This window comes from Halohasta salina, assembly GCF_024178165.1.
GTDB lineage: Archaea > Halobacteriota > Halobacteria > Halobacteriales > Haloferacaceae > Halohasta > Halohasta salina.
The window spans coordinates 15,652-36,254 of the sequence record NZ_JAMZIE010000010.1 but is presented as its reverse complement, the minus strand read 5'-3'; the positions used below and the strand labels follow the sequence as shown (position 1 = coordinate 36,254).

14 protein-coding genes and 2 pseudogenes are annotated in these 20,603 nt (G+C 55.9%); 6 read left to right on the top strand and 10 right to left on the bottom strand.

Annotation, left to right across the window (positions count from 1 at the left end):
* Positions 1 to 54 precede the first annotated feature (54 nt).
* From NKJ34_RS14645 to NKJ34_RS14635, 3 genes and pseudogenes are all read left to right on the top strand, one after another.
* Complete coding sequence (locus tag NKJ34_RS14645) at positions 55 to 1,401, top strand: serpin family protein (protein ID WP_253739070.1); 1,347 nt, start codon at positions 55 to 57, stop codon at positions 1,399 to 1,401.
* Positions 1,402 to 1,485: 84 nt separating this feature from the next.
* Positions 1,486 to 2,633, top strand: a pseudogene (locus tag NKJ34_RS14640) (RNA-guided endonuclease InsQ/TnpB family protein); the annotation flags it as partial.
* A 195-nt stretch (positions 2,634 to 2,828) separates the two neighbouring features.
* Complete coding sequence (locus NKJ34_RS14635; RefSeq protein ID WP_253739055.1) at positions 2,829 to 4,301, top strand: globin-coupled sensor protein; 1,473 nt, start codon at positions 2,829 to 2,831, stop codon at positions 4,299 to 4,301.
* Between the two features lie 176 nt (positions 4,302 to 4,477).
* Here the strand turns inward: NKJ34_RS14635 and NKJ34_RS14630 are convergent, their stop codons facing one another.
* The gene (locus NKJ34_RS14630) at positions 4,478 to 5,287 is read right to left on the bottom strand and encodes a TrmB family transcriptional regulator (RefSeq protein WP_253739054.1); all 810 of its coding nucleotides are present in this window, start codon (positions 5,285 to 5,287) and stop codon (positions 4,478 to 4,480) included.
* A gap of 372 nt (positions 5,288 to 5,659) precedes the next feature.
* On the opposite strand from NKJ34_RS14630, the gene NKJ34_RS14625 reads away from it, so the two are divergent.
* Complete coding sequence (locus tag NKJ34_RS14625) at positions 5,660 to 6,454, top strand: TrmB family transcriptional regulator (protein WP_253739053.1); 795 nt, start codon at positions 5,660 to 5,662, stop codon at positions 6,452 to 6,454.
* A 644-nt stretch (positions 6,455 to 7,098) separates the two neighbouring features.
* Here NKJ34_RS14625 and NKJ34_RS14620 read toward each other — a convergent pair.
* The 5 genes and pseudogenes from NKJ34_RS14620 to NKJ34_RS14600 all read right to left on the bottom strand — a co-directional run bounded on the left by NKJ34_RS14620 (position 7,099) and on the right by NKJ34_RS14600 (position 10,355).
* Positions 7,099 to 7,362 (bottom strand): type II toxin-antitoxin system RelE family toxin, encoded by a 264-nt coding sequence (locus NKJ34_RS14620; protein WP_253739052.1) that lies wholly within the window; start codon positions 7,360 to 7,362, stop codon positions 7,099 to 7,101.
* Positions 7,359 to 7,649 (bottom strand): ribbon-helix-helix domain-containing protein, encoded by a 291-nt coding sequence (locus tag NKJ34_RS14615; RefSeq protein WP_253739051.1) that lies wholly within the window; start codon positions 7,647 to 7,649, stop codon positions 7,359 to 7,361. The genes NKJ34_RS14620 and NKJ34_RS14615 overlap by 4 nt, the downstream gene beginning before the upstream one ends.
* Positions 7,650 to 7,736: 87 nt before the next feature.
* Positions 7,737 to 7,871, bottom strand: a pseudogene (locus NKJ34_RS14610) (RNA-guided endonuclease TnpB family protein); the annotation flags it as partial.
* A gap of 24 nt (positions 7,872 to 7,895) precedes the next feature.
* On the bottom strand, positions 7,896 to 9,290 hold the full coding sequence (locus NKJ34_RS14605; protein WP_253739050.1) for a protein adenylyltransferase SelO: 1,395 nt from the start codon (positions 9,288 to 9,290) through the stop codon (positions 7,896 to 7,898).
* A gap of 81 nt (positions 9,291 to 9,371) precedes the next feature.
* Positions 9,372 to 10,355, bottom strand: coding sequence for a transcription initiation factor IIB (locus NKJ34_RS14600; RefSeq protein ID WP_253739049.1), 984 nt, complete (start codon positions 10,353 to 10,355; stop codon positions 9,372 to 9,374).
* Between the two features lie 177 nt (positions 10,356 to 10,532).
* Between NKJ34_RS14600 and sufB the strand changes: the two genes are divergently transcribed.
* Both sufB and NKJ34_RS14590 read left to right on the top strand, forming a co-directional pair.
* Positions 10,533 to 11,960, top strand: coding sequence for a Fe-S cluster assembly protein SufB (sufB, locus tag NKJ34_RS14595; RefSeq protein ID WP_253739048.1), 1,428 nt, complete (start codon positions 10,533 to 10,535; stop codon positions 11,958 to 11,960).
* A 498-nt stretch (positions 11,961 to 12,458) separates the two neighbouring features.
* Positions 12,459 to 12,857 (top strand): iron-sulfur cluster assembly scaffold protein, encoded by a 399-nt coding sequence (locus tag NKJ34_RS14590; RefSeq protein WP_253739047.1) that lies wholly within the window; start codon positions 12,459 to 12,461, stop codon positions 12,855 to 12,857.
* A 167-nt stretch (positions 12,858 to 13,024) separates the two neighbouring features.
* On the opposite strand, the gene NKJ34_RS14585 is transcribed toward NKJ34_RS14590, so the two are convergent.
* Genes NKJ34_RS14585 through NKJ34_RS14570 form a run of 4 tightly spaced genes read right to left on the bottom strand, consistent with a single transcriptional unit; the run spans position 13,025 to position 20,594 of the window.
* A complete protein-coding gene (locus NKJ34_RS14585; protein WP_253739046.1) occupies positions 13,025 to 14,104 on the bottom strand; it encodes a hybrid sensor histidine kinase/response regulator in 1,080 nt (359 codons plus the stop codon).
* Complete coding sequence (locus NKJ34_RS14580) at positions 14,097 to 14,549, bottom strand: response regulator (protein WP_253739045.1); 453 nt, start codon at positions 14,547 to 14,549, stop codon at positions 14,097 to 14,099. The genes NKJ34_RS14585 and NKJ34_RS14580 overlap by 8 nt, the downstream gene beginning before the upstream one ends.
* Positions 14,542 to 19,704, bottom strand: coding sequence for a PAS domain S-box protein (locus NKJ34_RS14575; protein WP_253739044.1), 5,163 nt, complete (start codon positions 19,702 to 19,704; stop codon positions 14,542 to 14,544). Before NKJ34_RS14575 ends, NKJ34_RS14580 begins: the two co-directional genes overlap by 8 nt.
* Positions 19,701 to 20,594 (bottom strand): winged helix-turn-helix transcriptional regulator, encoded by an 894-nt coding sequence (locus NKJ34_RS14570; protein ID WP_253739043.1) that lies wholly within the window; start codon positions 20,592 to 20,594, stop codon positions 19,701 to 19,703. The genes NKJ34_RS14575 and NKJ34_RS14570 overlap by 4 nt, the downstream gene beginning before the upstream one ends.
* Positions 20,595 to 20,603: the final 9 nt, after the last annotated feature.

Sequence of the window (20,603 nt, the reverse complement as noted above, 5' to 3'; positions counted from 1 at the left end):
TGAGGGGGTATGGATGAGCGCCCTTCGGGTATCGAGGTTTCGATGAAGCTGAATTTGAACCGCCGTGGCCTACTGGCTGCGACCGGGATGGCTGCAGCTGCAGCGCTCGCTGGGTGTACAGAGGGTGCTCCAAGAAACACGACCGACAACCCCCCGAATACGACCGACGAGCCACCAGTCGACGAGCCTACGGGATCGCTGCCCGAGGGATCGCCCTCGTCGACGAACGAACGTATGGCCGAACTCGTCGCTGGCAATGCGGGATTCGCACTTGATCTCCACGAGCAACTCACAGCAGCCGACGACGTCGACAACGTGTTTGTCTCACCCTACAGCATTTCGATGGCACTGGCCATGACGTATGGTGGGGCCAGTGGCCAAACAGAGACTGCAATGCGAGAAACCCTTGGCTTCTCACTTAGTGACGAGACTCATCCTGCCTTTGACGAGCTGCAAGCAGCACTCGATGCGAGAGCGACCAGCGACGTGCCGGGTGACCCTGGAAAAGACACGACTGACGCCTTCCAACTCGAAGTTGCAAATGCCCTGTGGGGTGCGAGTGATTACTCCTTTGCCGAGGCGTATCTCGATCTCGTCGACGAACACTACGGTGGAGGGTTCAATGAGGCAGACTTCGGGAGTGATCCCGAGGCCGAACGCGAGCGTATCAACCAGTGGGTCGACGATGAGACAGGGGGTCGAATCGAGGAACTGATTCCCAAAGACGGCCTGTCGGCCCAGACGGTACTGGTATTGACGAATGCGATCTACTTCATGGCCGGCTGGCAACTGCCGTTCGATCCCGATGAGACGAGTGGATCGACCTTCAGGGCCCTCGATGGATCAGAATCAACGGTCTCGATGATGCACCAGAACCTACGGGCGGACTACGCCGACCTCCCGGGTGTCCAAGCAATCGAACTCCCATATGTGGGTGGTGAGGTATCGATGGTTGTTATCGTCCCCGACGAAGGCGAGTTCGAGGAGATCCACGGAGAGCTATCGGGAGCGACACTGTTCGGCATCTTCGAGGCACTCGGTGATGCCAGTGGAGATCTTCGAATGCCGAGATTTGAGTACGAGTTCGAGACCGAACTCAGCCAGGCGCTCAAAACGATGGGCATGGAGTCTGCCTTCGGACCTGGTGCGGACTTTGCGGGGATGGTCACGAGTGGTGGGGGCCCGGGCATCGACGATGTGTTCCACAAGTCGTTTGTGCGTGTCGACGAGGAGGGAACGGAGGCCGCAGCGGCAACCGGCGTCGTTATGAACGAAAGCGCATCGGAGAGGTCGTTCGATCTAACTGTCGACCGACCCTTCCTGTTTTGTATCCGAGATAGACCAACTGATGCGGTTCTATTCCTGGGCCAAGTGACCAACGTGAGTGCTGTTCAATCGTGAGGTCGAATCTTTAGGAGAACTTTCTACTGTGATGCCACTATCAAAACGCCGGTGAGGTTTGTTCGCTGTTCAGCGAGTGAGGTTCCCGACCCAGACGGCGACGTATGGGATATTACTGAGTATCGCGGTCGCTACGGCGGAGTCCTCGGTGCGTCCACGGTTCAGCAACTCGAACGCAAGAACCGCGAAGCGTGGAAGTCGTTCTTCAGCCTCAAGAAGAAGGGCGAAGCCAACGGCAAACCCGGCTTCTGGGGCAACTCAGAAGCTGGACGGGAACTCCGCACGTACATCCGAAACACGTCGTACTCCGTCGAGTGGGGTGAATACTCTCGGCTTGAAATCCTCATCGGGAAAGACCTGAAAGACGAGTACAGTCTTGGATACCGGAACGCCTCCGGCTCGAAGTTCGAGGCGATCCCAGCTGGAAGGAGTACGACAAGCAAGGTCGGCTGGAGTTGTTCTACGACGAGCAAGCACAATCGTTCAGGGCCTTTCAGCCAGTCACCGTTGATGATTCTCGGCTGGCACAACCACTGGCTTCGGAAGAAGCCGCTCTGGACATCGGTGCGAACAATCTCGTCGCCTGCACAACCACAACTGGCCAGCAACTCCTGTAAGAAGGACGCGACCTGTTCGAGCGATTCCACGAGACAACGCGAGAAATTGCCCTCCTCCAATCGCTGTTGGAGGACGGTCGGTACAGTAGCCACCGTATCCGACGCCTGTACGACTTGCGAACCAAGTGACGTGACCACGCTCAAGACGCACTCGCCCGTGACCTCATCGAACGCCTGTACGACGAAGGCGTTTCGATAGTATACGTCGGGGCGTTGACGGACGTGCTTGACACGCACTGGTCGGTGGAGACGAATGCGAAGACGCACAACTTCTGGGCATTCAGAGCGTTCGTGAGCCGATTGGCGTGTACTGCCGAAGAATACGGTATCTCGGTGGAAGTACGGTCAGAGGCGTGGACGAGTCAAGAGTGTCCGAACTGCGGTTCGACAGAGGACACGACACGTCACAGAGACACGCTGACGTGTCCATGCGGATTTGAGGGGCACGTCGACCTCTCCGCGTTGGAGACATTCCTGAGGTGGCAGACGACGGTAACACGCTCGATGGCACGGCCTGTATGCCTCAAGTGGGACGACCATCACTGGTCAGAGTCATCACGCTCAGTTCCCAACGAGGAGCATACGAACCCGCAAGTTGCCTCCGTGGGTCGGTAAGCGATACCCCCTGCGTGAGGAAACCCGGGCGTTCACGCCGGGGAGGATGTCATACCACTGCACTGCTAGTTCTTAAACAGTTGAGATCCGCTAATTCTGCTCAAATAGACAGTGCCATCTCAATACAGCGTATATCTTCTCAGTTGAAGTGTTAATTACCCTTGGTATTATGATGGGTTACTACCATGGATAGATATGTCCGAGTCGTCTCAGAAAATCACTGATGCAGACCGCCGAATGGTCGATGGAAGCGAATTGACGACTGAAATTGGTGTCGACGACGCTGAAATCAAGTGGCGGAAGGAGTACACGCAGTTCACCGACGAAGACGCACGAACATTAGCATCGGTGAACCATCTCTTCGAGGATATCGCCGACGAGCTTGTAGAGGACTTCTATAATCGTCTCGAAAGCTACAACGAAACGATCGCCATCCTAGATTCGTCGTCGAAACCAGTGCAGGCCCTCAAGAACGACCAACGACAGTATCTGATGGAACTCGGTTCGGGCCAATACGGACAGCGATACTTCAACCGCCGGGCTCGGATCGGCAAGATTCACGATATGCTGGACCTTGGCCCGAAGATCTACTTCGGAGCATATTCGGTCTACTACCGCGGAATCACTGAGCGGTTTGGTGAAGATATTAAGTCCTCATTTGATCCATCAGATTTTGAAGCTGCTATAGATACACTCGTGGACCGCATGTTAGCTGTTCAGAAATTAATCAATCTTGACCAGCAGATTGCTATGGATACTTACATCCACTCCTACAATGAGCAGGTCAGGGATGCGATGGCCCAACAGGAGGAATTGATGGAGCAAGTTGAGGCGGACCTACAGCGTCCCCTTGAGGAAGTCTCCCAAGCAGCCCAACATGCGACTGAGAGTACGAACAAGGTCAACAAGACAATTCAACAGCAGACAAATTCAATGAATGAAGTTGCGGGAGAAGTATCAAACATGAGCGCGACAATCCAGGAGATTGCCTCAACAGCGAGCGCAGTGACCAAATCGAGTAGTCAGGCCGAAGAGTTGGCAGAGCAGGGAAGTGAGTCTGCAGATGAGGCAATCGATCAGATGCAATCGATAGAGAGTGCTGTTTCTGAGGTGAGCGATGAGATGAGTGGCCTACGGTCTCAGATGGAAGAAGTAAGCGAGTTCACCAATTTGATTAACGATATTGCTGATCAGACGAATATATTGGCTTTGAATGCGAATATTGAGGCCTCACGAGTCGGCGAAGCAGGAGAAGGGTTCGCTGTCGTCGCAAATGAGGTCAAGGGATTAGCTGAAGAGTCCAAAGAGAACGCCGCCGAGATCGAGCAGACCATTGATGACGTGCAGTCTCGGACGAAAGAGACTGCAGAAAGTCTGTCTGAGGCTACTGAACAGGTGAATAAAGGAATTGCACAGGTAGAAGAAACACAGGCCCGGTTGCGGAACATCGTCGAGAGTATTCAAGAGACTGCCCAAGGAATTGATGAAGTCTCGCGGGCAACAGAGGATCAAGCAACTTCAACCGAAGAAGTCGCTAGTATGACAGATGCATTTGTAGATGATCTCGAAGAAATGGCTGACGAGATCGATGAAATTGCCGAGGCAAACCAGGAGCAAGCTACTCAGATCCAGGAAATATCCGACACAGTAGAGCGGCTCACTGACTAGTCGGTGAGCGACGGACGTAGCAACCCCTGTATTGTCTCATAGGAATTAGGAGATCAGCAATACGGCCACTGCATCGTATGTCAGTAGTCCAGACGTGACGCGGAAATACAGATGACTGAGTCAATCGTTGACAAATCGACTGTCAAGTGTAGCTCACCGACCTTCCAATCCCATTCCTATTTTGTAGATACTATATCCTCGTTTGGATCCAGTCGCCAGGTGAAGATTGCTCTCAGGACCACAACGAGGCTGTTCGTTTCACCCTCTCCCCAAATCGCAGTCTCCGACCGTGGATCCGACGATTTCGCGTCCTTCCCATTGGCGAGTGCGCTCACGAGTGTTTTCTGACCGTCGACCATCATGAGCCGCCCAGCTGGGGTGTCCGACCAGACCCACAGTGAGTCGAACATCTCCGCACCGGGGATATCGTCCTGAATCCGCGCCTGTACGTCCGCCGAGACTCCTCCGAGTCGGATCGAAACACCCCGTTCTGCGGCCCTACGTAAGCTCGAAAGGAGGTCCTCAGTAAGCAGGTCTTCGATAGTCATGTAGACGATCTCCTCTTCAGCACTATCAAAAAACTCCACCAGACGGTTAGTAATCGCTTGCTGTCCACTGACTGTCCATACCCCCCGTTGTTCGGCTCGCCGTTGGGCAGGTTCGAGCTCGTTCAGTGCAGTCCGCAGTATGTTATTGCTGCGTTGAAGTTCGTGTTCGAACGTTCTGCTCGCGGTTTCTGCAGAGACTGACCAGAACTCTTTGGGTGAGGTGTTCTGGATATCGACGAGTCCCCGGTCATGCAGTTCGTCGATAGCATCGTAAACCCGAGTCCGTGGCACCTCTGAGACTTGGCTTACGTCTTTTGCCGTTCCGCTGCCAAGGCTCGCCAATGCGACGAACGTTCGTGCGGCGTAGGTGCTCAATCCAAACCGTTCGAGCTGTTTGATCGCTGCAGACTGCGGGTCTTCGACTAGATTGTCACTCATTGTGGTTACTGCTGCCTTAGAGCACAACTCCGGTCAAACGGCGTGGCTGCTCGGTACACAGCAATCCCGTTGGTAGTGTTCAGACCTAGATTGCGCACTGATAAGACTGTAGAACTCTGCTCGACATATAATTTTTGTGATTAAATGAGTGAACTTGAATCACACCCGTTCAACACCACAAAACGTTCAGTACACGCAATTGTACATTTGTAACTTAAATAGTTACAGTATAGTGCGTTTATAACGTACTACTACACGGTCCACGCCCTGTATTAATAACTTGTATTTTTTATTTACGAACCCAGTGACAACACCTATTTACGTGGACATTCTCCTCTCAGCTAGATCCGAAGCTGTCGGACTGTCGTATCTATGGAGACAGGGGATAATATCAAAGAGGCGGTCGATGTACTCCAACAGCTTGGGCTCAAAGAGTACGAAGCACAGTGTTTTGTCGGTCTCTCGCAGGTGCCGTCGGGCACTGCGAAGAAGCTCAGTGAGATGACCGATGTTCCTCGAACGCGCGTCTATGATGCGGTTCGGGTACTGGAGTCCGAGGGGTTAGTCGAGATCCAGCATTCGAGCCCCCAGCGGTTTCGGGCCGTCTCAATGTCGGAGGCTACAGAGACGCTCCGAAATCAGTACGACGCACGCGTCGACCGGCTCCAGAGCGCCCTGGATTCTATCCAGATGGACACCGATGACGATGAGTCATCGATCCAGGAGGTGTGGTCAATGGCAGGCTCGACAGCAATCGAAAACCGGACGAACACACTGCTCTCGCAGGCCCAAAGCGAGGTCGTGTTAGTCATCGCCGACGAATCGTTGCTCACCGAGCGGCTGGTTGCTAAACTCAATGGGACCGACGATGGAGTCGACCTGCTAGTCGGTGCAGTATCTGAGTCAGTGAGAACCCACGTCCAAGATGTAATTCCACGGGCCACAACGTTCGTTTCTGGCTTAGAGTGGCTCCACGAAGGTGACGCAGACACCGACGAAACGGCAATTGGTCGGCTAGTGTTGATCGACCGCTCGACAATTCTGGTGAGTTCGATTGTGCCCTCGACCGGAGAAGAACACGCAGTTTTCGGCGAGGGGTTCGGCAACGGACTGGTCGTGATCGCGCGTCGACTGATGTCACAGGGACAATTCACTGCCGACAACTGAGTAGCTATCAATTGTCTGCAGCCAGTCGGCAGGAAGTTCGTCTTCGTTTGCTCCCAACAGTTCAAGCAGTGGTTTGATGTTATCGAACGCTGGGCCCTTGCTCACGTTGTCCGTTTCTTTATCCCACTTGATAATCCACTAAGTAGCTAACCTCGGGAAATAAACTATTTTTACACATGAGTGAATCAATGGTATCCTGTTCGGTATCATCGAAACCGGTTCTAACCTCTCCGTCGGTGGTCGATTCGAAGCGTGAACCGAAAGACACGACTTCCAGTTGGTAGAATTGTTTTTGATTAAACGAGTGACTCGTCGGTACTGTTTTATCAATTCGAATCTGATGCCAAATCGCAGGGATTAGGGGATCTCTGCGAAGGAGGGCCGGGGGCACCCCCCTCTTTCGTTATTGACGAGTACCATTCGGACATTTACCCTCTATATTCATCACCCCAAATCGACCCATCTTGGATATCTGGCAGTTGTTTCACTGGATTAGCGATGGAGTTTACTTAACTTTGGACTCTTCTTGTAAAGTCCAAAGTTTGACTTAGCTGGTAGCATGTCTCGATCATGGGCGTGACCAACTAACCCATCTGGATTCTATCAGAATCTCCCGTGCAAGATGCAGGGCGCAGGTCCACTAGTCAGGGTGGGAGATGGCGGTCGTAGACATTCCGTCGATGACCGACTGCTTCCACAATCAACCGGTCGGCTTCCTGATCCCAGGTGATGATGGCTCGGTAGTCGCCAGCGCGAAGCTTGTAGTATGGATACCCTGAGAGGCGTTCTAACCGATGGTCGGTCCACTCGGTTGCCTCCTCGACTTTGTTCAGTACACGATCGGCGACGTAGTCTTCAAGATCTGTGAGATGTTCGAGAGCCTGTTCGGTGTATTCGACGCTCGTCATTCGTCACTGTCATCGAGCCCGAGCCGTTCTCGGGCTTCAGCGGCCGACACCGTCTCACCGGTCTCACGCTGCTTGCGACTCTCCTGGAGGTCAGCCAAGATCTCTTCTGATAACTCGGGCGAGGGATTCAGCCAGTCACGGAGAGCATCGCGGACTGCCTCCGAACGAGAGGAGAAGCCTCGACGCGGATATTCGGACTCGATGGCATCAAGGACCGTCGAGGGAACCCGAACATCGATTTTTTCCATCCCTTCGGTGTTGGGGGTGTCGTCAGCATCAGTGCTCATATTCTGTGAGACGCGTGTCTCACAAATAAATCATTGGACTCTGTTCGAAACACGCTCAGACATCTACCATCTGTGAACTACCCCACCCTACTCGCTCACCGCTAACGCGGGTCGCTCGTTGAGGGTGGGGCTTCCTGCTTCTATGACACGCTTTGCAGATACGGATGTATCCACAGGGAGCGCAGTCTCCACAGGCGTTTCTTCGGAGTATCCCACTCCTAGCTGGCTAAAGTCGATGATACTCGCTCAAGTATTGCAGTACGTTATATACTCCACATCGAATTCTCGTGGTGGTGGTTGCTGGAATTGTGAACCCATATCCTTCGATGTATAGGGGTCTTCCAACACGGTCAACAACCCCTTAAATTTGGATAGATCACCAGTTTCGAGATACTCATCCAGTGCCGTTTCAATCAAGTAGTTGCGGGGGATATACCGCGGATTGGCTTCCTGCATCAACTCCTCATCTAGGCCGACAGCAGCCAATTTATTTCGAAGCTGTTCGAACTCTGTAGTTGCAAACACTGGATCATCAAACGTACCAGGCGTCTCCAATTCGAGGAACGTATTGGTATAGTCTGCGTTCGATTTCCGAAGCCACTCCAGGAATTCATCGACGAGCTCTTGCTCATCATCTGAGTTGATTCCCAGCTTCTTCCGCATCATTGTGCAGTATTGCTCATCAAACCGATCCTCAAATCCGTCTAATTTGACTTCGAGTTCATCATACGTGAGTGTTGATTGTGCACACAGGGGTTGGAGTGTCTCTGCGAACCGCTCAAGATTCCACCGCAAGATGGGTCGCTGATTCCCGAATGCATATCGCCCGTGCTTATCGATTGAGCTGAAGACTGTCTCCTCATCGTAGTAATTCATGAAGGCACAGGGTCCGTAATCAAATGTTTCGCCATTGATACTCATGTTATCCGTATTCATGACGCCATGGATGAATCCGACACGCAGCCAGTCAACAACCATCTCGATCGACGACTGCATGACCACATCGAAGAAGTCTAGATATTTTCGATCCTTTGCATTTAGCTGTGAGTAGTGCCTGTCGATAACATAGTCAGTGAATCGCTGTAGTTCGTCGGATGCTCGGCCTGCAACATACTGGAAGGTCCCGTATCGAATATGGCTGTTCATCACTCGAACGAGGACGGCTCCAGGTTCTGTCCGTCGTCGTTTGACTGCTTCGTCGGTTTCGAGGACTGCCAGACTTCTCGACGTTTTGATGTTTAGATTCTGCATCGCATATGAATACAGATACTCTCTGAGCATCGAACTGACAGTTGCGTTGCCATCGCCTCTTCCGGAGTACGGCGTTCGACCAGCCCCTTTCAGTTGAATATCGTATCTCTTGCCATCGTGTATATGTTCGCCGAGTATCATCGCTCTCCCATCGCCCAAGACGGTAAAATTCCCATACTGGTGGCCTGCATATGCCTGAGCGATTGGTTCTTCCAGAAGGTCTTGGCCTGCCAGCATTTCGACAGTGAGATTCGCTGTATCCAAGCCTAGATCAGCACATAGCTCGTCATTACGAACTAAAACCTCGGGAGTATCGATACTTTTCGGCGTTACTCTCGAATAGAGGTTCGAGTCCAAATTTTTGTAAGTGGTATCGAATGAAAAGGTCATTTAATTCTATATAGTATCATTTCGATTGTGTTAATAATCTTGTTTTTGAAAATATTGTCCAGTTTTCATTTATTGTTCTGGTCAGCCATCTGTTTCTAGTTCTGTAGCGGCCAATATTTCTCGATATCGCTGTCTGATTGTGACTTCGCTCACATTAGCTGCTTTAGATATCTCGGGCTGAATGATTGATTCTCCAGAAAGACGTGAGGCGGCATACAGTGCGGCAGCCGCAATGCCTGCGGGACTTTTTCCACTGTGTACCCCTTTCTCAGTCGCGTCTTCGATCAGTTTTCGAGCATACCGTTCTGTCTCGTTCGAACAGCCGAGTTGCGATGCGAATCGTCCCACGTATTCCATTGGATGCGATGGTGGTATCTGGAGATCTAACTCTCGTGAGATGTACCGGTAAGTCCGTTCAATATCCAATCTGTCGACGCGGCTCACCTCTGTGAGTTCGTCGATGGTTCGTGAGATATCATTCGTTCGTGTGGCAGCATATAGTGCACAGGTAGCTACCGACTCTATTGACCGACCAGGAAGTAGATCCTTATCTAAGGCTCGCCGATAGATCACACTCGCGGTCTCACGACTTGGCTCAGGAACCCCAAGGGCTGAGGCCATCCGATCGATCTCGCCGAGAGCCCGTTTCAGATTCCGGTCCTTCGAATTCTGCGTCCGGAACCGCTCGTCCCACGTTCGAAGCCGGCTCATCTTTTGTCGCTGACGTGCTGACAGAGGGTTTCCATGGGCATCCTGATCACGCCATCCGATATTTGTTGTTAACCCCTTATCATGCATCTGCTGTGTCGTCGGTAACCCCACTCTGGAAGCGGTTTCTCCCTGATCGAAATCGAATGTTCGCCACTCTGGTCCGTGATCAATAGCATGTTCAGCGACAACTAGTCCGCACTCCGAACAGACTGTCTCATCTGTATCGTCAGCTCTCACCAGTGTTCCCTCACATTCCGGGCACTGGTTTTCGAGCTGAGTCGAACGGTGCTGATCGCCGGTTGCTCCGTCGACTTTGGTTGACTGTCCGCTGACGCTAATCTGGTCGTTTTTCATATTATTTAGGGTGTGCTGGCACTAATTACTTGGCTCGTTGCTAGAGGTTCTTTTCTCATCCAAAATAAGATTTGTGACTAGAAATAGTTTCTAATAATGCCCAGAGAAACTATTTTTGATTTCGAAAGTAGGTTTAGCACCCGTACATATATACCTGCCAATATCGAAACGTATCGTATGAGTTCAAACGAAAACCTGAGCGAGACGAACACCGAGGCTCGGTTTGAATTTAAAAAGGAGGAAGCCTCTGCATTCAAGAGCGAAAAGGGACTGACCGAGGAGACTGTCCGGGTCATCTCCGAGGACAAAGACGAACCCGAGTGGATGCTCCAGCGACGCCTCCGCGCGCTTGAGCATTTCCAGAACATGCCGATGCCAACCGACTGGCCAGAGGGCCCCGATCTCTCAGAAGTCGACGTCAGCGAGATCGTCCCGTATATCCGACCAGATATCGAGACCCGTGGTGGCGTTGACGATTGGACGGATCTGCCAGACGACATCAAGGATACCTTCGACAAGCTCGGCATTCCGGAAGCCGAAAAGAACGCGCTGTCGGGCGTCGGTGCACAGTACGAGTCCGAAATCGTTTACCAGAACATGCAGGAGCAGTGGGAAGAGAAAGGCGTGATCTTCTGTGACATGGACAAGGCGGTCCGTGACCACGAGGAGCTCGTCCGGGAGCACTTCATGAACAAGTGTGTCCCACCGAGCGACAACAAGTTCGCCGCGCTCCATGGCGCGATCTGGTCTGGCGGCTCCTTTGTCTATGTGCCCGAAGACACCAAAGTCGAGATGCCGATCCAGGCGTACTTCCGGATGAACTCCGAGGGGATGGGTCAGTTCGAACACACGCTCATTATCGCCGAAGAGGGGTCGGAGGTCCACTACATTGAGGGCTGCTCAGCCCCGAAATACTCCGAGTTCAATCTCCACTCAGGCGGTGTCGAGGTCTTCGTCGGCGAGAACGCTCACGTCCAGTACTCGACGGTCCAAAACTGGTCGAAGAGTACCTACAATCTCAACACGAAACGCGCCATCGCCGAGAAAGGCGGACGAATGGAGTGGATTTCAGGCTCGATGGGTTCGAGAGCGACAATGCTCTACCCCTCAACGATCCTCAAGGGTCGTGGTGCCTCTGACAATCACATCACTATCGCGTTCGCGGGTGAGGGCCAGAACATCGACACGGGCGCAAAGGTCTACCACAACGCCCCCGAGACGAAGTCGACGGTCGAATCGAAATCGATCTCGAAGGACGGCGGCCGAACCAACTATCGTGGACTGGTCCACATCGCAGATGGCGCAGAAAACTCTTCGACGGCCGTCGAGTGTGATGCACTGATGTTCGACAACGAGTCGACGTCGGATACAATGCCGTACATGGAGATCAACGAGTCACAAGTCGACGTTGCCCACGAGGCTACTGTCGGCAAGATCGGCGACGAGGATATCTTCTATCTCCAAAATCGCGGCCTAGATGACGATGACGCCAAACAAATGATCGTCTCGGGATTCATCGAACCGCTTACCGAAGAGCTCCCTATCGAGTATGCCGTAGAGCTCAACCGACTGGTCGAACTCGAAATGGAAGGCAGTCTCGGATAATCCAATCCCAATCGAGTATCGATACGAGATCGACAAAAAAGCCGAACAGTGAACCTCGGTGCTTCGCTGTTTGATATCCAACACGTCACATCATCCTATGACAATTACACCTCTCGACTGTCTCCAGTGTGGAACTCAGTACACCTACATTGGTGTAGGGCCGCACAGCGCCGAGTGTCCCGACTGTGAATCAACATGTGTCTCTCCGGTCGGCGAATTACGGGTTACCGACAACGACTATTGGTCAGTACCCAACGGAACCGGTGAACTTCGGATCTACACCGTCGACGAACATGAGCGATCCTTTGAGTTCCGGGTCGGGTTTCAAAAAAACAGGGGAACGCTCACCACGATCACGATAGATGGGACGTCGGTTTCGGCGAAACAGTGTTCGGCAGCGTGGCCAATACAAGACCTCCTCAACGAGTCGCTGGCACGCTATGGCATAACTGAGTTAACTAATCCAATGAATTCGACCAATACCACTACCCAGAGCCAATGAACAACGCCTACGTTCGTGAGTTGCTCGCAGATCATAGCAGCAATCCACGAAACTATGGAACTGTATCGGACCCAGACCTTTCCGAAAGGGTCGACAATCCCCAGTGCGTTGGGCCGACACATCCTGAGGGTGACTGGGTATCGCTTTCGCTAAGACTCTCGGACAATGAGCCACACGTGATAGAATCCGTTCGGTTCGAAGGAGCTGGCTGTACCCTGTCGCAGGCGGCCACCTCACTTCTCACTCAACAAATGGAAGGGACAGATCTTGAGGAAGTCCGAAGTTGGGACCGTGAGTTCATCGAACAGCAGGTAGGTATGGATCTCACACCGGCACGGCTCCAGTGTGCGGAACTTGTCGTCCGTGCGGTCCGACAAGGAGAATACAATGATTGACATCCTCCCCGCGCTAAAGCACGGGGCTTTCTCCTTGATTTTCCGTAAGCAGGCCAGCCGTCTGTGTCGGGTTGAGTGGGATGTTTCATTGTTGACTAGTTGGTTGGATCGACCAGAAGATCGATCGGATCGGCCAGCTTCCAACACGCCGCGGTCGTGGCAGCTGACTACGAATTGAGCGTGACTGTAAACACACACCCTTCTGGGTCGTTGTCTTCGAGAACAACTGTACCGTCGTACATTTCGACGAGCGTGTCGACGAGATACAGTCCGATGCCGGAGCCTGAGCTTTCGAGTCCCATCTCGCCACGGCCGAAGATCTCGTCTTTCTGGCTGTCGGGAACCCCCGGCCCGTTGTCGGCGATCGCCACCGACACGGTCTCGCCGTTGTCTTCGACGGTGACTGTGATCTCCGGTTCCTGCTTGTCGTTGTGGGAGACGGCGTTGTTCAAGAGGTTCCGAAACACCGACGACAGCAGGTCGGTCGCACGGACTTCGAGGCCAGCGTGGAGATCTCCCTCGACGGTGATCGTCGTGTTGTCGTAGGCCGAGCGGGCCTTTTCGATCTCGTTGGTCAGGACGCTTTCGAGGTCGACCGGATGGAGCTCCGGCTCACTATCGCCTTCGAGCACGTCGAGGAAGTCACCGACTGTTTCGGTGATGTTAGTGATGTGTTCGCCAGCACTCAACATGCGCTCCAGGGAGTCTTGGCCCGCCTCGTCGACGTGGGGTTTGAGCCCGTCGCCCCACCCCAAGATCACGGCCACGTCGTTGCGGATATCGTGGCGAACGACCTGATTTAAGAGGGCCAGTTCGGCGTTCCGTTGCCGGAGCTCCCGTTGCTGTTGTTCCCGACGGATCGCATACCGGAGCGTCTGCTGGAGCAGGCGTGGTGTCACGTCGTCCTTGACGAGGTAGTCCTGTGCTCCGTGTTCGACCGCGTCGACGCCCACGCGCTCGTCATCGAGGCCAGTCATGACGACCACGGGCGCTGGAACACCGACCGCGAGCACCTCATCGAGCGTCTCAACGCCGGAACTGTCGGGCAATCCGAGATCGAGAAGGACGACATCTACGTCCTCGGTGAGTGCGTCACGAGCCTCCGACAGCCGGTCGACGTGGTCGACGGTCGGCGCGTCGGCGTCGATGTTCGGCCACGACTGTTCGGCGAAGTATTCGGTTATGAGACGAGCATCGGCTGGGTTGTCCTCGACGAGGAGGACGCGTGTGAGTGCTGTGTCAGTCATTGGTTGCTAGTGTCACGGTTGTGATCCAGAAGTCGACGGTGGCGTCGATCATTCTGATGTAGTCGTCCGGATCTGCTGGTTTCATTACGTAGGCGTTTGCCGACTGTTCGTAGACGCGGTTGATGTCCTCCCGGTTTTCCGAACTGGAGACGACCACGACGGGCACGTCCGGAAACGCGGTCTCCTCGCGGATCAGCTCAAGGAGGTCGAACCCCGATTTACCTGGAAGGTTCAGATCAAGCAGTATTAAATCCGGGTGTGTTTCGGGCCGGTCGGCCTCGATGGCGGTGAGGCGTTCGGCCGCCTGGCGACCGCTGTTGATCTCTGTCACCGCGACATCGATCTCCGTGGCGTCGATTCCCTCCCTGACCATCCGGACGTCTGCAGGGTTGTCCTCGATAACGAATATCTGCGGCGTCGACGACTCGGAGACCGGGCTATGCATCGGTGGCCTCCTCCGGCAGTGTGATCGTAAACGTCGACCCTTCTCCAGGCGTGGACTGCACGTCGATGTCGCCGTCGTGACGGTCGACGATCTTTCGGCAGATCGACAGCCCGATGCCGGTCCCCGCGAACTCCTCGCGGGTGTGGAGCCGCTGGAACACCTCGAAGATTCCCTCGATCTGGTCGGCTTCCATCCCGATCCCGTTGTCGGTGACCTCGATGGTGACCATCCCGTCGTGGCGGTGGGCCGAGATATCGATCTCCGGCCGGTTCCGATTGTACTTGATACCGTTGTCGACGAGGTTCTGGAACAGTTGGGCGAGCTGGCTCGGATCGCCCCTGACGGTGGCCGCAGTCGACGGTACCGACACGGTCCCGTCGGTTTCGTCGATCTTGACCCCGAGACTGTCGGTCACCTGCTCGAAAAGCGTCGAGAGATCGACCGCCTCGAAGGACTCGCCGCGGGTATCGACCCGCGAGTAGGCCAACAACGCCTGAATCATGTTCCGCATTCGGTCGGCTCCGTCGACGGCGAACTCGATGAACTCGACGGCATCGCCGTCGAGCTCCTCGCCGTACCGGCGTTCCAACAGCGTGAGATAGCTCGAAACCGTCCGGAGCGGTTCCTGGAGGTCGTGGGAGGCCGCGTACGCGAACTGTTCGAGTTCCTCGTTGGACTGTTCGAGCGCGGCCTGGGTTTCCCGAAGCTCCGTCTCGCGTTCCGCACGGGCCAGGGCGGCCTCGACGGTCGACGACAGCACTTCGATGAGGTTCCGATCGGTCTCGGTAACCGACCGTCGGTCGGCCGATCCCGCACACATGATTCCGTACTCGCCGAGTGGAACGACGAGTTGGGTGCTGAGAGCCAGCTCCTCGGAGCAGATGTGAGGATCGTCAGAGACACGTATTTCACCGGCATCGAAGGCCTCCCAGGCGAGTGACGTTCCGCGCTCGAAGACCGGCTGCTCGGCGACGTGTTCGGACGCCGCTTCGGTCATCCGGTCGCCGACGAGGCTCTCGGTCGCGTCGTCATACCACCAGACACCGATGGCTGGCATCTCGAGGATCGACCGGGCAATCTCGACGGTGAGCGACCCGATCTCCGCCTTCGTTGGGGCGGCCATGAGCTGTTGGGCCGTCTCGTTGATGTCCTGGAGGTTCGTCTCGAACTCGTCGGTCGTAAGCTCGTGGCTGATCCACTGCACCAGTAGTTCGACGAACGTCCGCTCGGCGTCGGTGAACTCGTGGTCACGCCGCTGTCGATCGGCAAAACACAGCGTCCCGTACAGCTCGTCGCCGACGGTGACACTGCCGCCAACGTAACAGCCCAGATCGAACCGTTCGTAGGCTGGATCGCCCTCCCACCCCTCCGCAGCGGCGTCTTGTATTGTCAGTGGCGTCGACTGCTTGATGGTTTTCCGGCAGTAGGTCTCCGATTTCGGGGCCGAGGCTCCGGTCTGGAGTTCGGGGTGATCGCCAACGGCCTCCACGACGTGTTGTGTCTCGCCGTCGATGCTGTTCACAAAGCCGTACGGCAGCCCGAGCCGTTCGGTCCCGAGTTCGAGCAGGGCTTCGAGTTTGGCTTCGAACTCGCGGTCGGTATCCGAGGCAATGCTGGTGAGTTCTCGAAGCGACTCTTCGCTCTCTCGAAGCGACGCTTCGAGCCGTTTCTGCTCGGTGATGTCGATCAGGTAGCCGAGGTAGTGGGTGACCTCACCATCGGTGCGAAGCAGTTTGGTGTTGTCCGTGACCCACCGAACGTCTCCGTCGGCCGTGACCATCCGGTAGGGGTCGTGGCTAAACCGGTCCGTTGTCTCGTCAGTCTGTTCGTCGACCTCCCTGGCGACGCGTTCGAGGTCCTCGTCGTGAATCAGGTCGGTGTAGGGAACCGCCCCAGAGGTAAGCTCTTCGAGGGTGTAACCGAACGTCTCGGCGACGTTCTCGGAGACGTACTCGACGGGCCAGCCGTCTTCGTTTTGCCACTTGAAGACGACCGCTGGCCCCTCGGCGAACATGTCTCGTTCCTCTTCGAGATACAGCTTGGACTCCTTTTCCTCGGTGATATCCAGGTGGATACCGACCGCACGCGTTGGGCTGCCGTCGTCGTCACGGTCGACGACCTTTCCGACGTCCCTGACCCATCGCCACTCGCCGCCCTTGGTCTGCATCCGATGTTCACAGTCGTACAGTTCGGTTTCGCCGGCGATATGCGCCTGGAGTTGGGCTTCGACGTCGGCCATGTCTGCCGGATGAACGCGGTTTTCCCACGTTTCGAGTCGCGGTTCGAGTTCGTCTAGCGAGAAGCCGAGTATCGAGGCCCACTGTTCGTTGAACGTAACCGCATCGGTCTCCATATCCCAGTCCCAGACACCGAGATTCGCCCCTTCGACGGCCAGATCGAGCCGTTCTTTCACCTCGCGGAGTTCGGCCTCGCGTTCCCTGCGGTCGGTAATGTCCTGGAAGACGCCCAACGCGCCGGTGATAGTTCCGTCATCATCGAACTGCGGGCTGCCGACTGTTCGGACCCACCGAACGCGGTCGTTGGCGGTGACGATCCGGAGTTCGAGGTCGTATGGTTCGCCTTCTTCGACGAGTCGGTCGAAGGCAGCCTCGATCTCGGCGCGGTCGTCAGGATGATAGAAGTCCAATCCGTCCCCGAGTTCGATCGCTGTATCGGTCGGCACCTCGTGGATCCGGTAGACCTCGTCGGTCCATCGCAGAGAGTCGGTTTCGAGGTCGACCTCCCAGCCGCCGATGCTGGCGCTCTCTTGGGCTGCTTCGATAAACTCCCGGCTCCGTCTGAGTTCCGCTTCACGCTGTTTCCGCTCGGTGATATCCCGCGCAACGGCGATATATCGGTCGTTGCCGCCGACGTCGACTTTGTTCACCCACACCTCGACGGGGAACGTCTCGCCGTTCTGTCGGCGGTGTTCGCCTTCGACTTTGAGCGTCTCGTTTGGCTCCATTGCTGCCCAGATATCGACGAGTTCCGAGCGGTCGATCCCTGCCTCGAACTCGGCGACGTTCATAGACATGAGTGTCTCCCGGTCGTAGCCAAGCGTGTCGGCGGTGGTTTCGTTGACATCGAGTACGGCTCCGTCGGCGTCATGAATCACAATGCCGTCCGGAGAGTTATCGAACAGGGCTCGAAGTCGGCTGCGCTGTCGCTGGAGTTCCTGCTCCCGCTGTTTTTGCTCGGTGATGTCCCGGTTCGTACAGATCAACTCGCCGCTGTCCAAGAGTGAGAGACCGAGATCCTGATGCACGGGAGTGCCATCCCGCTTTTTGCCGATGGTTTCGCCACGCCACGATCCGGTGTCGGCGAGTTCCGGAAACACCTCGGCTTCGATGCGTTCGATCTCCGCGTCGCCGTAGAGGTCGCGCCACTCCCGGCCGAGCAGTTCCTCGGGGTCGTAGTCGAAGACGTCGGCGTGGGCCTGGTTCATATACACGTACTCGTCGTCATCGAGAATGGCGATGCCGTCCATTGCCGCCTCCATCGCTGCCGACTGGAGTTCGATCTCGGCGTCACGCTCCTTGCGGTCGGTGATATCGGTCGCGATCCCGACCAGTCGACGGTTGCCGTCGGCCCGGTCAACGAGCTCGGCGCGGGCTTCGACCCAGCGTTGGGTACCGTCGGCGTTGACGATACGGTACTCCTGTTGGAATCCCGTTTCCTCGTCGATAGCTCGGTCGATTGCCCGCTCGACATCGGGTAGATCGTCCGGGTGGACGAACTCCGCAGAGGCTTCGAACGTTCCCCCGAACGAGTCGAGATCGATGCCGACCAACGACGCCATCGACTCGGTCCATACCACGGCTTCGGTTTCGATATCCAGCTCCCAGACGCCCGTGTTCGTCCCCTCCAGCGCAACGGTGAGTCGCTGTGTCGCCTCTTCGAGTTCCTGGCGTTGTTCGACCAGCTCTGAGATATCGGTTGCGACACCCAACACCGCCTCCGTATCGTGGTCGACCGGATCGTACGGGATCTTGATCGTCTGCAACATCACCGTCTCGCCGTTGGCTTTCGTCAGTGGTTCCTGGGGAATGTGTTTCGGCTCCCCGGAGTCCATTACGGCGAGGTCGTCCTGTCTGAACTGTTCGGCTTCGGCTTCCGAGGAGACGAAATCCGCGTCGGTCGAGCCTTCGACCTCCTCGACAGTCGAGCCGTAGGCGTCTGCGATCGCCTGGTTCGCCAGGATATACTCGTTGTCCCTGTCTTTGGCGAACACCAGCTGTGGCAACAGATCGATGATCTGTCGGAGTCGGTCCCGGTTTGCGGCCGCCCGCTTTCTGTTCTGCTCTCGGCTCAGTTCCTTACCGATCCACTGGGCAAAGAGGCGCACGAGGGTTCGCTCGCTCTCGGTAAACGGCTGCTCGCGTGGAGCCGCCTGTGAAAAGTTGAGCGTGCCGTACTGCTCGCCGTCGACGATCACCGGTGTCCCGATGTACGCTTCGAGGCCCTGGGCTTCGTAGGCCGGATGCTCGGCCAGGTTACAGTCGCTGGCGTCGGTCACTGCCACGAGTTCACCGCTGTCGACGACGTGATCACAAAAGGTCTCGCCGAGATCGAACTGCTCACCCGGCTGAATGCTGTCGTCGGCTGCGTCGACCCCTTCGACGGTGTACTCGGTATCCTCGACCGCCGAGAGAATCCCGATGTCGAGTCCCAAATGCGCACAGCCGAGTTCGAGCACCGCGTCGATCCGCTCGTCGAGCGAGCGGTCGTCGTCGGTTGCGATCTCTTGAAACGCTTCGAGGGCGTCGTTGTGGAGATCAGCCGTCGTTTCGTGCGCGCTCCGTTCGTCGGTGATATCATCAAACCACGCTGTCGCTCCCACTTCGTCGGGATAGATACGAACGTCGAACCGGCGGTCGAGTGCCTCGATGTACTGGTCGAACCGCGTGGGGGTTCTTGTCGACATCGCCTCACGGAACTGCTCGCCGACAGCCGTTTCGTCGGCATTCGGCATCACATCCCAGAGTGCTGTGCCGAGCAGTTCCCCGGGTGTGTGATCCAGCAGCCTCGCCGCCCGGTCGTTGACGAAGGTGATCTGCCAGTCGGTGTCGAACGCACAGATCGCCTCGTCGACGCGACCGATAACGTCCTCGGCTGTGGCGTCTCCAACTGCATGGGTACGCGTGTCGGTACTCATTGTGGGGTCCCCGTCGACACGCGTTCGAGTATCTCGCTGTCGATCTCGTCGAACGTCTCCTCGGTCGGTTCGAGATCCGCAAGCCGGTCTCGAAGCCGTTGATACAACTCGTGTGTTTCGAGCGTTTCGTCGGGATACTCGGCCCGCAGCAGTCCGAGCTTCGAGCGAAGCCCGAGATACTCCTGGAGCTGCGCATCGTAGGCTCGGCGTTCGAAGAGGTCCGCAACCACCGATCGCAGTTCATCCTGGCGGACGGGTTTGGTGAGGTACTCGTCGAACCCCATATCGAGAAGCTCGAGGTCGACGTCTTCGGAGGTCACCACAACGACGCGGATGTCGTACCGCTGAGAGCGAATCCAGTCGAGTACTTCGTCGCCGGAGAGTCCCGGCATTCGTCGGTCGAGAACGACGACGTCGACATCGGTGTCGAGACTTCGGAGCGTCTCCTCGCCGTCAGTGGCTGTCCGAACAGTGTAGTCGTCTTCCAGCCACGCCGTGTGCATCGTGTTGACGCGCTTGTTGTCGTCGGCGACCAACACGACCTGTTCGGTCTCCGGCTCGGCGAGATGGGTTTCGCCCCAGTCGGCAAGCGATTCGATTACGGCATCGAGTTCTTCGCCCCGTTCGGTCAGCGTGTAGTTGACCCGCAGCGGGCTTTGGCTGATCTCTCGACGCTCGATGATTTCGTATTCCTGGAGTTCATCCAGTGCGTCGGTTAGCACCTTCGCCGAGACGCCATCGAGTCGGCGTTCGAGGTCGCTAAACCCCATGCCATCGTCGACTGACAGACACCGGATGACCGCCGGATGCCACTTCTTCGAGAGCAAGGAGACGCTGTCGAGAAGCGAGTCCGGAACCACCGGCGTCTCGCGTGCATGAAAATCTGTCATACTCATACT

Coding starts and splice junctions, on each gene's coding strand:
- NKJ34_RS14590 (WP_253739047.1), top strand. CDS start 12,459: ATGAACAACGCCTACGTTCGTGAGTTGCTCGCAGATCATAGCAGCAAT.
- sufB (WP_253739048.1), top strand. CDS start 10,533: ATGAGTTCAAACGAAAACCTGAGCGAGACGAACACCGAGGCTCGGTTT.
- NKJ34_RS14615 (WP_253739051.1), bottom strand. CDS start 7,649: ATGAGCACTGATGCTGACGACACCCCCAACACCGAAGGGATGGAAAAA.
- NKJ34_RS14600 (WP_253739049.1), bottom strand. CDS start 10,355: ATGAAAAACGACCAGATTAGCGTCAGCGGACAGTCAACCAAAGTCGAC.
- NKJ34_RS14575 (WP_253739044.1), bottom strand. CDS start 19,704: ATGAGTACCGACACGCGTACCCATGCAGTTGGAGACGCCACAGCCGAG.
- NKJ34_RS14620 (WP_253739052.1), bottom strand. CDS start 7,362: ATGACGAGCGTCGAATACACCGAACAGGCTCTCGAACATCTCACAGAT.
- NKJ34_RS14580 (WP_253739045.1), bottom strand. CDS start 14,549: ATGCATAGCCCGGTCTCCGAGTCGTCGACGCCGCAGATATTCGTTATC.
- NKJ34_RS14630 (WP_253739054.1), bottom strand. CDS start 5,287: ATGAGTGACAATCTAGTCGAAGACCCGCAGTCTGCAGCGATCAAACAG.
- NKJ34_RS14605 (WP_253739050.1), bottom strand. CDS start 9,290: ATGACCTTTTCATTCGATACCACTTACAAAAATTTGGACTCGAACCTC.
- NKJ34_RS14625 (WP_253739053.1), top strand. CDS start 5,660: ATGGAGACAGGGGATAATATCAAAGAGGCGGTCGATGTACTCCAACAG.
- NKJ34_RS14570 (WP_253739043.1), bottom strand. CDS start 20,594: ATGACAGATTTTCATGCACGCGAGACGCCGGTGGTTCCGGACTCGCTT.
- NKJ34_RS14635 (WP_253739055.1), top strand. CDS start 2,829: ATGTCCGAGTCGTCTCAGAAAATCACTGATGCAGACCGCCGAATGGTC.
- NKJ34_RS14585 (WP_253739046.1), bottom strand. CDS start 14,104: ATGACTGACACAGCACTCACACGCGTCCTCCTCGTCGAGGACAACCCA.